This is a genomic window from Singulisphaera photorubra (genome assembly GCF_045290345.1).
Taxonomy (GTDB): Bacteria; Planctomycetota; Planctomycetia; order Isosphaerales; family Isosphaeraceae; genus Singulisphaera.
In genome coordinates this window covers 9,591,180-9,605,765 of sequence record NZ_CP155447.1, presented here as the reverse complement: position 1 = coordinate 9,605,765, position 14,586 = coordinate 9,591,180, and the positions used below count along the sequence as shown (strand labels likewise).

The following is a 14,586-nucleotide window of genomic DNA, read 5'->3' as shown; positions in this document are numbered from 1 at the left end:
AGGTGACCGACCCGAAAGCCCAGGCGCTGTTCGAGACGACCGCCGAGGTGGCCGAGGGGCTGGTGCGGGCCTACGACCACTTCGAGCAGAAGTCCGAACCGGCCTGGCGGTGAGCGGCCGCCGGCACGGCCGTTTCGCATCGGAACCGGCCGAACCGTCGCCGGAGGGCGGGCTTCCCGCGGGCCTGCGGAGCTGCGAGGACGATGACGGCGGACTGGACGATCCTCTCCGGGATGGCCCACCCCGAGCTGGCGGCGGCGATCGCGCACGGGCTCGGCGCGCGAACCGTCGGGCGGTTCCCCGACGGCGAAGTCTCGGTCCGGATCGACGAGCCGGTGCGAGACCGCGAGGTCTTCCGCGTCCAGCCGACCGCGCCGCCGGTCGACGAGCACCTGGTCGAACTGCTGGCCGTGGCCGACGCCTGCCGCCGCGCCTCCGCCGCGCGGATCACGGCCGTCCTCCCTTACTTCGGCCACGCCCGCTCGGACGCGCGGCATGGCCGTCGCGAGCCGATCGTCGCGAGCATGATCGCCCGGCTGATCCAGGCCGTGGGCGTCGCCCGTGTCGTCGTGGTCGACCTGCACACGCCCCAGATCGAGGGCTTCTTCCAGATCGCGCTCGACACCCTGACGGCGGTCCCCACGCTCTGTGAGGCGCTCCGAGCTCGCCTCCCGGCCGGGGCGGTCGTCGTGGCCCCCGTCGCCGGCCGGGTGGAGATGGCCACGGGCTACGCCGGTCGGCTCGGCGCCCCGCTGGCCGTGTTGCACAAGCGGAGCACCAGCGGCACCGAGACCGCGGTGACGCACCTGGTCGGCGACGTGAGCGGCCGGACCTGCCTGATTGTCGACGACATCATTTCGACCGGCGGGACCATCGTCGAGAGCGCCACGGCGCTGCGGGAGGCCGGGGCCGGCCCGCAGATTACCGTCGCCGCCACGCACGGGCTGTTCGTCGGTGCTGCGCGGGGGAGGCTCCTGCGGGCCGGCATCTCCAGGGTGTTCGTCACCGACACCGTCCCGGTGGCGGGCGGCGAGTGGCCGGAACTCGAGGTCGTGCCGATCGCACCGCTCTTGGCCGGTGCGATCCGGCGGCTCGTGGCCGACGGATCGCTCAGCGACCTGTTCTGAGGCAGCAATCCTCGTTTGCGGGGATCCCCGAGTCACGGAACAGGGATGGAGCGACGCCGAGGTCCTGCTCGTCACCGGCCCCGGCCACGGGGCGCCGGCCAACCTGGGTCTCCGACGTCTTCCCCGCCTTGCTGCCTGCTCCCTCACGCCGGTTGTTATCGGGGAGTTGATCAAGCTCACGAGGCATCGAGGTGTCCGGTCCGCGTCGGTACCGATGGCACGACCTACCGCCGTGGATCTCATTGACGCATCGCTGCCTCAAACGAAGGAGGCTCCCTTGGAAGGCTGCCCGAGAATCCCCCTCGTCGTGAAGCTCCTCTACACCACATTCGTATGCGTCCTGGTCCCGTACTACTGGGTGACGTACACACCATGGAACTTCCTCTTTCTCTGTGACGTCGCGCTCCTGATGACCCTGGTGGCCCTCTGGCGGGAGGACCCGCTGCTGGCGAGCATGCCCGCGGTCGGGATCACGCTCCCCCAGTTCCTCTGGTTACTCGACTTCCTGGCGGGGGGACGGTTGGTCGGCATGGCCGCCTACATGTTCGACGCGAAGTATCCCCTGTTTGTCCGCGCCCTGTCACTGTTCCACGGCTGGCTCCCGATCTTCCTGCTGTGGCTCGTCTGGCGGCTCGGCTACGACGGGCGTGCCCTGCTGGCGCAGACCCTCCTGACGTGGGTCCTCTTGCTGATCAGCTATTTCTTCGCGCCCGCCCCTCCGCCTCCGCCGGACAAACCCACCGCCGCGGTCAACATCAACTACGTCCACGGGCTCAGTTCCGAAGCGTCCCAGACGTGGATGCCCCCGTGGCACTGGCTGGCCACGCTCATGATCGGCCTGCCGGTGTGCGTCTATCTGCCCACAGACCTGGTGCTCCGGAGGGCCTTCCCGCAGCGTGAGAGTCCGCCCCGACGTGGCGTCGGTACCAGGCCGGTCGGTTAGGGGAGTCTACGAATCTTGACACAATCCGTGAAATCGTAACAAATTTTCACTATCGAATATGATCAGGACAAGTAGGGTATTGCAACACCCGGCTCCGAGCCCTCGGCGCTCGATCTTTCGACGGGGGAGGACGACAGTCTACCGGGTCCGCCACAACCGCCATCAGCGTGAAGGCCTTCACCCAACTCCGTCCCCGGTCTCCCGGTCGAGTCCGGAGGTGCCGGCCTCCCCCTCGGCCTCGGCTTCCTCCGCGACTAGCCCCAGGAGGTTCGCCTCGATCGTCCCGCAGATGTCCTCCAGCGGCAGGTGCCCCAGATTGCGCCGGGAGAACGGGTTCTGGAGCTCGGACCCGATCAGGTCCACGGCCAACACAGGATAAGCCACCAGCATCAGGACCGGCGGCACCAGCCAGTTCGACTTGAGCCTGTCCAGGAGCGCGAAGTTCAGCGTGACGAGGAACAGGACGATGAATTGGCGGATCTTGATCGAGTAGACCCGCGCCAGTGGCGTCTTGAGGATCCGCTCGCAGGCGCCGACGTGGTCGATGAGCGTCGCCCGCTGGCCTTCCGCCTGCATGAACGCGAAGCCGTCCATCGCCTCCCCCTCGTGCGCCTGGCGAAGGGACCGGCCGATCTCCCGGGCGACGGCGTTGGGCATGTGCGCCGCTCGCGCGATTCGCGCCGCGGGACCCGCCCCCAGCAGGGCCGCGACGTCGGGGATCTCCCGCTCGCCGCGGAGGCTGTGGCGCGCGACGTGGGCGAAGGCGATCGTCAGGCGCACGACCTGATCCCTCCAGGGGGGGGCGCCGGGGCCGTAGGCGAGGGCCTGGATGGCCAGGTTCCGCGCCTGATTGACGATCCCGCCCCAGAGGCGGCGGGCCTCCCACCAGCGCTCGTAGCCGGCATTGGTCCGGAGGACGAGGAGGAGCCCCAGGACGGCCCCGGCGACCTCATGGGGGCCGACCGGGATTGCCAGCCGGGGGCCGGCAACGGCGCAGATCAGTGCGGAGATGAGACCGAAGGTGGCCACGCGGGGGAGGACGTGGGGGGTAGCCGTCCCGTGCCAGGCCAAGGCCTCACGCCAGAAGTCGTGCGTCCGCCAGCGTTCGGCCGTCTCATCCCAGAATCGCCACTGAAGGTTCTCGGCCATCGGTGCACCTCCCCTTATCGCCCGGCCGATCACGCGACGGCCTGCTCGGCGGCGGTGAGCCTCTCCTCGAATAGGTGAAGGGCGTCCACCCGCCGATCCGTCGCGTCGATCTCCCGAAGAGTAAGCGTTCCCCCTCCCGGCTTCCACCCGCAACTCGCGAGCGCGAGGCCGGGGAGCACCAGTACCCCTGCCGCCAGCACGAGGTGCTACATCGGCTCGCCGGCTCGATCTCAGCCTTCCCGTAGCAAACGGGAAAAAAAAGTAAGATTTTAGCCGCCTGCAGGGGACAACTACCTTGCTTTTGAAACCTCCGTTCCTTATTGATCTTGGCTCTGTACTTTTGGGCCAAAACCATGACGGATCAAACCCTTGCCACTCCCGTCTCTCTTGGACCCGCGCTCACCGAGCAGCAGGCGCGAGAGATCTATCGACAAGGTGAGGAAGCCGTCGTCTTCGCACTCTTGAGCTTGGCTCAAAAAGCGGGAGAGGCCCAATCTTCGACGACTCCCGTCGTCACACCGACGACCCCTTCGGCGATGATTCCCCCCTTCCTCAAGCCCAAGGCCAACGGCCGTCGCAAGCGTCCCGGCCGCGAGAAGGGACATCCGGGCACGCGGCGACCGACGCCCGAGGTGATCGACCGCCGGGTCGAACATCGCCTCGAAGCCTGTCCGGAATGCCACGGCCCGTTGACCCGGACCAACCAGACCCGGACCCGCGTCACCGAGGATATCCCCGAGGCGCTCACCCCGGTCGTCACCGAGCACTTGATCCATCGCGACTGGTGCCCACGATGTCAGAAGGCCGTCGAGCCGGTCGTGACAGAGGCGCTCCCCGGCGCTACGCTCGGCAATCGGACCTTGGTGCTCTCGGCCTGGCTCCATTACGGACTGGGCAACACCCTCTCCCAGATCGTCGCCGTCTTCAATCATCACCTGATGTTGAAGCTGAGCCCCGGCGGCCTAATCCAGATGTGGTACCGACTCCAGGCGATCCTCTTTGCCTGGTATTTGCAGATCCAGGCCGAGGCGTTGGGGTCGGCCCAGGGCTTACGCACCAGATTTCCTCGGGTTTTCGATGCTTTTCGCTGTGATAATCCACTGTAATTGGGACTGTGTAATATGCCACAGTCGGGGCATAGTGCTGTTGCCCGCTCGCAAAACTCCTTGTTTTGTGCGGTTCCCAAAAATAATAAATAGTTATTTATTACTATTTAGAGTTTCCAGCCTAGCTATTGTGATGCGTAAGCCCTGGTCCTCCTGGCGAATCCCACCAATTCCACCTTGGGCGGAACCGGTCAGGGGACCGGCACCATCCGAACCGGGACCTGACGCCGGGTGGGGCCAGCCCGGCCCGCGCTGCCGACTCACCGGCCGAAGAGACGCTGGCCCAGCGAATCTCGGCGCTGGGACTCGATCGGTCCGTCGCTGGGCCGGGCCGCGATCGGGCCGGGGTCGGGAGCACAGAGGTAGGGGGCCATCCAGCGGGCGCACTGCCGATTGGCCACGGTGTCGAGAAGGGTGTGCGCAACGCCAAGCTGCTCGTGAGTGTCGTGCTCCTCGTACTTCGCCGCCAGCGGACCGAGCCGATCGAGGTCGCTCGGCTTCAGCCCGATGCGCCCGAGGGCCCGGTGGTGTCCGCCTCGCCTCAGGAAGGGATTGAGGAGCAGAGCCTCGTCTTTGCGGTTGTACAGGTTGAGGAGCGCTTCGCAGCCATAGAGGGCCCGTTCGAGCCGCTGGTCGGGGTCGAGCCAGTGGTGGTCGGAGGCTCCTTCGATGCAGATGGCCCTGATGTGGAGGTCGGGCCTCAGCCCGGGCAGACGAACCGGAGTATCGTGGCTCTGACTGTCCAGGCATCCACCCCCGAGCAGGTACAGCGCCGAGGGCACGACACGGCCGCCGTAGCTCTGGCCCAGGACGGTAATCCGGCTTTCCGGCGGGAATTGCTGAAGGAATCTCGCGAGGTGGAACCCGGCGATGTAGGCCCGTCTCCCCTTCTCGTTGATGTCGCGAACGTCGTTTTGATAGACACGCTGGCTCGGCCAGTCGAAGGCGATGACGACGGCATCCGGGGGCAACGCCCGGTTCTCGAGGAGCCAAGCGCGGCTCCACAACAAGCCTCCAAGCGCGATGTCAGGGGTCGTCAGGCTGCCCTGGACCTGGATGAAGACCGGGCGGCCGACGGTCTGGGCGAGCATCTCGCTCGGGTCCCGTTGGACGACATCGCCGCGATCATCGAAGTGGAGCAACTTGAGGCATGGCAAGGGGTCGGAGCCCATCACTTGGGGACAGTTCCGGGTCTGCACGATCCAGAACCGCTCGACCTGCTCGGGCTTGGGGGAGAAATAGTGAAGAAAGACGAACGGCCAGCCGGACCGGGGATCGAGCGCCCCGCCGAGGAACAGCTCGCTCGAGGTACTGCCGATACCCGGACCCGAGGCGCCTGGATCGAATCGACTGCCGGGCAGCGGCCGCCTGCCGTTCGGCGGCAGCCCCGGCGAGGCCACCGCGGCATCCCTGTCATTGCGACGGACCAAGGGTAAGGGAACCGGGATCCGAGGTCGCTCGCCGGCCTCAATCGGGGCGGCTGCCGGCTCCTGCGCCCTGATGATCCCCGCGCTCCCGACGACAAGCCAGGCGGCCGCACAGATCACCAACCAAGCTCCAACGCGGGCCAATGGCCGTCGCGAACGTTCCACCATGGATCGTCCCCTTCCTGGGGCTCATTGGATGCTCGAGCAGCAGGCCGTCCTGACCCATCCACTTCGTGGCGACAGGCAGAGTATCGATCCTAATCGCCCTTTTACATCACCTCGCAATGACCGACATCCCGGCCGACATCCGGCCAATCCACACAATCTGCACGCTCGCTCCTGCCCTCGTCGGCCCACCGTACGGAAATCCCGGTCGCAATCGTTCAAACATCACGCATACTTTTCAGGAAAGTCATGCACGGGAAGCCTTCCCGATGGGTGGGTCCGTTGCAGGCCCGGAGAGGCTGCAACATGCGTGCATAATATTTCTCGCCCTCAACGGTGGTGTCCCGGAGCGATTGAACCTTGGGCGGGTCACGGACGTAGAATGATGGACAAGCTTTACTTTCACGTCCGCATCCCGACTCCCGGGCATGGCCTGGTACCTTCTGAATCATGCATGACCTCACTCGCTTCTGCTGCCAGAATCCCGACTGCTCGCTGTACGGACACCGTCACGCCGGCAACCTCACCGTCTGCGGGCATTTCGGCAAGCTCAACCACAGTTGCCTCCTCTACTGCCGAGCCTGCAAGTACCGGTTCTCCGAACGCAAGGGCACCCCGCTGTTCGGCTCCCAACTCCCTGCCGACAAGGCCCGTTCGGTGCTCGATCACGTCGCCGAGGGGAACGGCACCCGACAGACCAGCCGGCTCGTCGGCGTCCACCGCGACACCGTCACCCGCTTGGCTCGCCGGGCCGGACAGCACGCCCACGACGCTCACGACGAGCTCGTGGCCTTTTCCCCCTCGGACCCGAGAAGTCCAGTTCGATGAGAAATGGGCCTTCGTCGCCAAGAAGCAGCGGAACTGCGATCCGGCTGACCCCGCGGATGCTCACAAGGGCGACTACTGGGACCATGTCGCTTCCGACCCCGAACACCGGCTGGTCCTGGCCGTGGTCCCGGGGGCTCGCACCCTCGAGAACGCCGAAGCGATCGTCACCGAGGTGAAGCAGCGACTCGGTGGCAAGGCCCCGGATCTGATCACCAGCGACGAGACGCCGGCCTACAAAACGGTGATCGGAACCCCGTTCAGTAAGCCGGTCCCGCCCCCATTTCAGCGCCGCCCGGGCCGGCCGCGGATTGTGCCGGAACGCCGCTTGCCACCGGGTTTGAACTACGCGACGGTGCGGAAGCACCGTGAGAACGGCCGCGTCATTGCCGTGGACCGGGAGCAGATCTTCGGGACCCCGGGCGGGCTGGCCGTGGCGTTGGCCAGGTCTCCGGTCAGCCGGAGCGTGAACACGTCGGTCGTGGAGCGACGGCACGGGACGGACCGGGGCCGCAATGCCCGGAAGACGCGTCGGACCTATCGGTTTAGCAAAGACTGGCGTGTACATGAAGCGATGACCTATTTCACGCTGTACAGTGATAACTTCTGCTGGGAAGTCCGCACGCTCCGGATCCGGGCTGAGGATGGCCGTTGGCAATCGCGCACGGCGGCGATGGCGGCAGGCCTGGCCGATCGTGTCTGGTCGCGAGACGAATGGCTCAGCTTCCCGACCATTCAAGCTGATTAGGACACCACCCTTTTCGGGACCGTGGTATAACTCGACGGACGTGACTCATCCCATTAGATTTTAAAAGAGCCGGGCGGGGTGGGACCAATGGGTCTCAACGCATTTTCGATCGCTCCCCACTCCAAAGAGGAGATCGTCGATGTCCGAACAGGTCAAGGAGGCCAACTGGAGCAGCCGCTCGGATAAGCTCGGCGAGGCGCTGCTGGCCGAGGCCCAGCAGTTGGCCCACGTCGGCAGTTGGAACTGGGACCTCGTGAGCGGTACGGTGCTCTGGTCGGACGAACAATACCGCATCTTCGGCCTTCGGCCGCAAGAGATGGTGATGACGTACGACCGCGTCTTGAGTCACGTCCATCCGGACGACAGGGCGACGTTCCATCGCGTGGTCGACCAGGCGTCCCGCAACCACCAGCCCTTTGAGTTCTCTTTCCGCGCGCTGCACCGGGACGGCACGTTCCGGGTCGTATTATCCCGGGGGCAGGTCGAGCTCGACGGGGACGGCAAGCCTGTCCGCATGTTCGGCGCCGTTCAGGACATCACCGAACGGACGCAGACCGAGGACGCGTTGCGGTCTAGCGAGCGGCGGTTCCGGGCGGTCTTCGAGGGGGCACTGGACGGGATGATCGTCGCCGACAACGATGGCCGGTTCGTCGACGCCAACCCCGCCGCGTGCTCGCTGTACGGCACGCCCCGAGACCAACTGCTCGGGAAGTCGAACGCCGACTTCGCCGAGCCAGGGGTCGATTTCGGGGGGGCTTGGGCTGAGTTCCGGCGATCGGGGTCGGCGCAGGGTACCCACCGCCTGCTCCGGCCCGACGGCTCGGTGCGCGAGACGGAATATGCCTCCACGGCGGACTTCCTGCCCGGACTTCACCTCGCGGTGCTTCGCGACGTGACCGAGCGGGTGCGGGCCGAGCGGGCGCTGCGGGAGTCGGAGCGGCGGGTCGTCGCCATCCTGGAGAGTATTAGCGACTCTTTCTACACGCTCGATCATCAGTGGCGATTCAGCTACATCAACCCGCAGGCCGAGCCGATCCTCGGCAGGTCAGGAGCCGAATTGCTGGGCCGGAACGTCTGGGAAGAGTTCCCCGAAGCCGTCGGGACCGCGTTCGATCACCAATACCACCGAGCGGTGGCCGAGCGGGTCCCGGTCCACTTCGAGATCGACTACCCGCCGCTGGGAGGACGCTTCAGCATTCACGCCTATCCGTCGTCCGACGGGCTGTCGGTCTACTTCACCGACGTCACCGAGCGTCATCGGGCCGAGGAGGCCCTGAGGCAGAGCGAGCAGCGATTCCGCCGCGTTCTCGAGAACAGCCGCGACATCATCTACCAGTACAACATCGCGACTCGCACTTGTGATTATGCGAGTCCATCCGTCCGGGACATCCTGGGCTACAACTTCGAGGAGCTCGACGCCGGGGGCCTACCGCTGGTGCTCACCTCGATCCATCCGGAGGACCTTGAGCGGCTGGAGGGCCGTATGTCCCAACTGATGACTCTCCGGTCGGGGGCCGAATTCGACCCGGTGATCGAATACCGGGTGAGGGTGCCGGGACAGGGATGGAGGTGGATGAGCGACAGCGGGACCGTGGTCCGCGACGAGCGAGGCCACCCCGTTGCGGTTGTCGGGAACATCCGGGATGTGACCGACAAGCGGATGGCCGCGGAGCGACTCAGGGACCTCTCCCGCCGCCTGATTCGGGCGCAGGAAGAGGAGCGACGCCACATCGCTTTCGAACTGCACGACGAGATCGGCCAGGCCCTCTTCGCCATCAAGCTGAATATGCGGGCGGTGCTGTGCGACCCGGCCTCCCCGGCGGCGACGCACCGTCTGGAGGAATGCGTGGAGTTGGTTGACCGGACGATAAGGCAGGTCCGCGATATCTCGCTTGACCTGCGCCCCTCCTTGCTGGATGACCTGGGGCTGGTCGCCGCCTTGCGCGCGTATGTCTCGGAGTTCGCGTTGCGGTCGGGCGCCGAGACACAGTTCGTCGCCGAGGATGACACCGGCCGGATGGACCCGGACGTGGAGACGGCCTGCTACCGGATCGCCCAGGAGGCGCTGACGAACGTCGCCCGCCACGCTGGGGCCGGGCATGTCCGCGTGGAGCTCGTGCGATCGGGGTCCGGCCTGAGGCTGGTCGTCGCAGATGATGGGCGCGGTTTCGAGGTGGCGGCCGCGACGGCGCGGGCGGTGGGCGGCTCCAGCCTCGGCGTGCTGGGGATGCGCGAGCGGGCGGTGCTTGTCGGCGGCCATGTCGAGATCACGTCCGCACCGGGCCGGGGGACCGAGGTCCGGCTGACGGTCCCACTGGCCCTGGCCGGCGAGGGGGCGTAGCATGGACCCGATCCGCGTCCTCGTTGCCGACGACCACACGCTCGTCCGCGCCGGCATCCGCGCCCTGCTCCAGGCCCTGGAAGGCGTCGAGGTCGTCGCCGAGGCGGGCGACGGCCGCGAGGCGCTGGCGCTCGCCCGAGCCCACAGGCCCGACATCCTTCTGACCGACATCGCCATGCCGCTCCTGAGCGGGCTGGAGCTGGCCGGCGTCGTGGCTCGCGAGCTGGAGACGACGCGGGTTGTCATCCTGAGCATGCACGCCAGCGAGGAGTACGCCAGACGGGCGCTCGAGGCCGGTGCGGCGGGATACCTGCTCAAGGACTCGGGTCTCGCGGAGTTGGAGATCGCCGTGCGCGCCGTGGCGCGCGGGGAAACCTACCTCAGTCCGGCCGTCTCCAAGCATGTCATCGCGGAATACCTCCGGCGCACCGACGGGGCCCCCGCGACTGGGCCGCTGACGCCGCGACAGTGCGAGATCCTCCGGCTGTTGGCCGAGGGCCAGACGACCAAGGGGATCGCCCGCCGGCTCGGCATCAGCGACAAGACCGTCGAGGCGCACCGGGCGCAGTTGATGGAGCGGCTGGGCATCCACGACCTGGCCGGCCTGGTCCGCTACGCCATCCGGACCGGCCTCGTCGGGCCGGAGGAGTGATCGTGGCCTTGCGTCGTGACCGATGGCACCGGCGATGTATTCCACGGCCCGTTACCTTGAGGTGCAAGCCGGGTGGGCCGAGGAGAACTCACCCGCCCTGGCTGACGGGGTTTTGCTCACGCACAGTCGGGTTAAGAAGACCACACGCTACGCCCGGCCGGGCACTCCCGCTGATCCCTGATGGCCGGGTTGGATCCTATGGATTTGGGGACTTAGCATATGGGAGTTCAAGAGGCACGCATAGGCAGAGGATCAGCTCCGTCGTTGCTCCCAGGTGCGCCGGAGCGTGACTGGCAACCAGCCCGGAACGTCGGCGCAGGGGCTCATCCGCGGCGGCCTCCGCTTGATGTCTTCTTCCGGGACTTCGAGCACGACGGAATGCCCGAGGGTACATGTCTTGATGACAAGGCCCACGGTCCGGGTCCTGCGGATCCGGTAGGGATGGTCCGGGGCCGGTTCGCCGCCGAAGACCTCGGCATCGCCGCGGACCCAGAGCATACCCTTCGGATCGATCAGCATGTCGTCCACGCCGACGCACCCGGCCGGCGAACCGTCGAGAAGTTCTTCCAACCTCATGATATCCGTGGATCTCGCTATGGTCGCGTGCCTGAATCAGCATTTCGTTTCATTTCCCTCGATCTTGCGGCCCATGGCAAGCGGGATTTTCCCGACTTGAGACGTAGGGGAATGCCCTGCGGCCCCGGGGGTCGATCCGGGGCCGCAGGGCAGGGGTCAGATCTCGTCAGCCGGAGCCGGCAAATGGTTCCGGAGGATTCTCGCCACGCGCCGCCAGGAGATCATCGGTACTTCCTCGTCGCGCCGGAACGCGACCAGTTGAGGTTCCGCCCATTCTTTGAGCGCTTCGCTGGCGATCGCATCATCATCATCATCATCATCGTCGCCGATGAGAGCCAGGGCCATGGCATGGTGCTCCGCTTCCATGATGAGCCACAACAGGACCCATGCCGTCCCGAACCCGGTCTCATCCGTGAAGGCGGCCGTGAAATCATCGGCTGCGTTCCGGACTTCTTCGTCCACCATTGTGTCACTTCCTTTCAGGAGAGTGAAAGGGAACGGCGCGTAGACTCCTAGCCGCAGGGCAGCGGAGTCCACAGGAAACGCACCGTCTGTACCTGTACCAGTTCATCGCAATCCTGATTGCCTGCAATGTCAAAAATTAATGTAGCAATATGTCATGTAGTAAGCAACTATTGCTTTGTGTCGCTGTTTCGTTTCATTTCCCTCGATCTTGCGGCCCGTGGCAATCGGGATTTTCCCGACTTGAGACGTAGGGGAAGTCCCTACGGGCCGGCCGAGCATTCCCCTAGAGACGATCGCCAACCATGACCCAAGCTTCTCCTGTGCGAGGACGGGCCGGGCTTGCGGCGGGTCGACCACGGGGATCTTCCTCGGTCGTGCCTGAGCATGCGAGGTGACCCCATCGAGGGGATGCCGGAGCCAACGCTTCTACGCCCCCCGGGCGTCGCAGAATCCCGTATCCCGCCTGACGCCGATCGTTTCCGGGCCGACGAATACATTAAAAAAATACACACATTAATGATTAAGCAACAGACTGATCGTGACCCGGTGCTCGCCACCGCGACCACCGAATGGCCGATGGCGGGGGCTTGCCGCCCGGTTCGCCGCGCCGATCGGCATAGTGGGGCGGAGCGGATGAGCTGGGAGACCGAGAAGATCTCCCGGGCGGTCCTCGACTCACTCTCGGCTCACGTCGCCGTCCTCGACGGGTCCGGTGCGCTCCTCGCCGTCAATCGGGCCTGGCGCGACTTCGCCGGAGCCAACGCTCCGGCCGGCGTCCGCATCGCCAAGGGCGCCAACTACCTGCGCGTCTGTGACGAGGCCACGGGCGAGGACGCCGAGACCGCGAGGGCATTTGCAGCGGCCATCCGCGATGTGCTGGCCGGCCGCCGTGCCGAGTTCGCCCGGGAATACCCTTGTCGCGCCTTGGGGCAGCAGCGGTGGTTCATCGGACGCGTAACGCGCCTCGCCGGCAGCGGCCCCGTGCGGGTGGTGGTCGCCCATGAGGAAGTAACCGAGCGGAAGCGCATGGAGGAGGCCCTCGGCCGGAGCGAGTCGCGGCTCCAAGCCGTGCTCGATCACGTCCAGGCGGCCATCTTCCTCAAGGACGTCGACGGCCGCTACCTGCTGGTCAATCGCTACTTCGTCAAGCAGTTCGGGGTGACCGAGGAACAGGTCGTCGGCAAGACCGATTACGACTTCCTCCCTGAAGACGTCGCGGACACCTTCCGGGCGAACGACCGGAGGGCACTAGACGCAGGGGAGCCCGTCGAGGTCGATGAGGTCGCCCCGTATGTCGACAAGCCGCACACCTCGATCGTCATAAAGGTGCCGCTGCTCGGCGCCGACCAGAAACCTATCGCCGTCTGCGGCATCGCGACCGACATCACGGACCGGAAGAAGGCCGAGGCGGCGCTGAGCGAGAGCGAGGCGGTCCTCCGCAGCTTCTACGACGGCGCCCCGATGGCGCTGGCCGTCGCCGAGGAGTGTGGCGGCGACCTCCGGATCGTCTCTGCAAACTCGGCCTTCGCCCGGCTGCTGGAGCACTCCCCGGAAGGGCGTCAGGCTGGCGAGCCCGAGATCCCCGAAGAACAGCGACGACGTTGGCTCGATGCGTTTCGCGAAGCCAGGTGCAGCGGCCGGCCGGCCTGCGTCGAGGACGCCTGGAAGACGACCGACGGGCCGAGGTGGTTCGCGGTACTGGTCAACCCCATCGCCTACGAGCCGGAGGGCCGGCCGCGGTTCTGCGTCATGGTCGAGGACATCACCGAGCGCAAGCGGGCGGAGCGAGAGATCTTCGTCCTGAACGTCGAGCTGGAGGCCAGGCTGGGGCGGATCCAGTCGTTGCGCCAAATCGACATGGCGATCACCGGCAGCCTCGACCTGCCGCTGATGCTGGGGGTCGTCATCGACCAGGTGCGCACCCATCTCAAGGTCGACGCCGCCGGTATCCTCCTCTGTAGCCCGCTGATGCCACGGCTGGAGTATGCGGTGCGCAAGGGCTACCGCGGCGGGACTGCGGGGGGGCCATCGCAGCGGTTCGATGAGGGGCCGGCCGGCCGCGCGGTCCTGGAACGCCGCACCCAGCAGCTCACCGGCCCATCGGCCATGCCCGCGCCGTTGCCGGACTCGTACCGAGAGGAGGGGTTGGTCTCCTACTGGGCCGTGCCGCTGGTGATCAAGGGCCAGGTCAAGGGGGTGCTCGAAGCCGGCCACCGGTCCCCGCTGGAACCCGAGCCCGAGTGGCTGGAATTCCTGAAGGCCTTGGCCGGTCAGGCGGCCATCGCCGTCGAGAACGCCGAGCTGTTCGAGGGCCTGCGCCGCTCCAACCTGGAGCTGTCCCTGGCCTACGACGCCACCATCGAAGGCTGGTCGCGGGCGATGGACCTGCGCGACCACGAGACCGAGGGGCACAGCCGCCGCGTCACCGAGATGACGCTGCGGCTGGCCCGGGCGATGGGCATCGGAGAGGCCGATCTGGTCCACGTGCGCCGCGGGGCTCTGCTCCACGACATCGGCAAGATCGGCATCCCCGACGCGATCCTCCTCAAGCCCGGCCCGCTCACCGACGACGAGTTCGCCACCATCCGCCGCCATCCCGAGTACGCGCGGAAGATGCTGGCTCCGATTGCCTTCCTCCGCCCCGCGCTAGACATCCCGTATTACCACCATGAGAAATGGGACGGCAGCGGCTATCCCCGCGGGTTCGACGGCGAGCAGATCCCGCTCGTGGCCCGGATCTTTGCCGCCGTGGACATCTGGGACGCCCTGAGCTACGACCGTCCGTATCGGAAGGTTTGGCCGCGAGAGAAGGTCCACGAGCACCTCCGGTCGCTCTCCGGGACGCACCTGGATCCGCGCGTGGTGGAGTCCTTCCTGGAGATCCTCTCCCGGGAGGCGCCCGCCCCATGATGGGCGACGGAAGGAGAGCCCCGAAGGCCGAGGCGCCGTCCCGGAGCAGTGCCCTTTAGAGCGTGTTCGCGACGGGCACGAGACCGATTGGCCGCGCGTCGGCCGCGCACCCAAGGAGTCACGGCCGTGTCCAAATAGTGACACATATTTAC

Annotated in this window: 14 protein-coding genes; 9 read left to right on the top strand and 5 right to left on the bottom strand. The window is 66.5% G+C overall.

The genetic code is table 11. The features are described from left to right. Window positions 1–203: 203 nt before the first annotated feature. Window positions 204–1,127, top strand: coding sequence for a ribose-phosphate diphosphokinase (locus V5E97_RS35710; RefSeq protein ID WP_406696309.1), 924 nt, complete (start codon window positions 204–206; stop codon window positions 1,125–1,127). Here V5E97_RS35710 and V5E97_RS35705 read toward each other — a convergent pair. Beyond that, complete coding sequence (locus tag V5E97_RS35705) at window positions 1,111–1,314, bottom strand: hypothetical protein (RefSeq protein WP_406696308.1); 204 nt, start codon at window positions 1,312–1,314, stop codon at window positions 1,111–1,113. The genes V5E97_RS35710 and V5E97_RS35705 overlap by 17 nt on opposite strands. Window positions 1,315–1,404: 90 nt before the next feature. On the opposite strand from V5E97_RS35705, the gene V5E97_RS35700 reads away from it, so the two are divergent. After that, the gene (locus V5E97_RS35700) at window positions 1,405–2,070 is read left to right on the top strand and encodes a hypothetical protein (protein WP_406696307.1); all 666 of its coding nucleotides are present in this window, start codon (window positions 1,405–1,407) and stop codon (window positions 2,068–2,070) included. 177 nt (window positions 2,071–2,247) lie between these two features. Here V5E97_RS35700 and V5E97_RS35695 read toward each other — a convergent pair whose 3' ends face one another. Beyond that, window positions 2,248–3,219, bottom strand: a complete 972-nt coding sequence (locus V5E97_RS35695) for a bestrophin family protein (protein ID WP_406696306.1) — start codon at window positions 3,217–3,219, stop codon at window positions 2,248–2,250. A 353-nt stretch (window positions 3,220–3,572) separates the two neighbouring features. On the opposite strand from V5E97_RS35695, the gene V5E97_RS35690 reads away from it, so the two are divergent. Then, window positions 3,573–4,325, top strand: coding sequence for an IS66 family transposase zinc-finger binding domain-containing protein (locus tag V5E97_RS35690; protein ID WP_406696305.1), 753 nt, complete (start codon window positions 3,573–3,575; stop codon window positions 4,323–4,325). A gap of 260 nt (window positions 4,326–4,585) precedes the next feature. Here the strand turns inward: V5E97_RS35690 and V5E97_RS35685 are convergent, their stop codons facing one another. Next, entirely contained in the window at window positions 4,586–5,920 is a 1,335-nt protein-coding gene (locus V5E97_RS35685; protein WP_406696304.1) for a hypothetical protein, read from the bottom strand. Window positions 5,921–6,367: 447 nt separating this feature from the next. On the opposite strand from V5E97_RS35685, the gene V5E97_RS35680 reads away from it, so the two are divergent. From V5E97_RS35680 to V5E97_RS35660, 5 genes are all read left to right on the top strand, one after another. Then, window positions 6,368–6,745, top strand: coding sequence for a helix-turn-helix domain-containing protein (locus tag V5E97_RS35680; RefSeq protein ID WP_406696303.1), 378 nt, complete (start codon window positions 6,368–6,370; stop codon window positions 6,743–6,745). A gap of 121 nt (window positions 6,746–6,866) precedes the next feature. Next, on the top strand, window positions 6,867–7,490 hold the full coding sequence (locus V5E97_RS35675) for a hypothetical protein (protein ID WP_406696302.1): 624 nt from the start codon (window positions 6,867–6,869) through the stop codon (window positions 7,488–7,490). Window positions 7,491–7,629: 139 nt separating this feature from the next. Continuing rightward, window positions 7,630–9,831, top strand: a complete 2,202-nt coding sequence (locus tag V5E97_RS35670; RefSeq protein WP_406696301.1) for a PAS domain-containing sensor histidine kinase — start codon at window positions 7,630–7,632, stop codon at window positions 9,829–9,831. A gap of 1 nt (window position 9,832) precedes the next feature. Further along, window positions 9,833–10,483 (top strand): response regulator, encoded by a 651-nt coding sequence (locus tag V5E97_RS35665; protein WP_406696300.1) that lies wholly within the window; start codon window positions 9,833–9,835, stop codon window positions 10,481–10,483. Between the two features lie 34 nt (window positions 10,484–10,517). Further along, window positions 10,518–10,664, top strand: a complete 147-nt coding sequence (locus V5E97_RS35660) for a hypothetical protein (RefSeq protein ID WP_406696298.1) — start codon at window positions 10,518–10,520, stop codon at window positions 10,662–10,664. 71 nt (window positions 10,665–10,735) lie between these two features. Here V5E97_RS35660 and V5E97_RS35655 read toward each other — a convergent pair whose 3' ends face one another. Continuing rightward, window positions 10,736–11,059 (bottom strand): hypothetical protein, encoded by a 324-nt coding sequence (locus tag V5E97_RS35655; protein ID WP_406696297.1) that lies wholly within the window; start codon window positions 11,057–11,059, stop codon window positions 10,736–10,738. 156 nt (window positions 11,060–11,215) lie between these two features. Next, window positions 11,216–11,524, bottom strand: a complete 309-nt coding sequence (locus tag V5E97_RS35650) for a hypothetical protein (protein WP_406696296.1) — start codon at window positions 11,522–11,524, stop codon at window positions 11,216–11,218. 516 nt (window positions 11,525–12,040) lie between these two features. Here V5E97_RS35650 and V5E97_RS35645 point away from each other — a divergent pair. Continuing rightward, entirely contained in the window at window positions 12,041–14,434 is a 2,394-nt protein-coding gene (locus V5E97_RS35645) for a PAS domain S-box protein (RefSeq protein ID WP_406696294.1), read from the top strand. The last annotated feature ends 152 nt before the right edge of the window (window positions 14,435–14,586 follow it).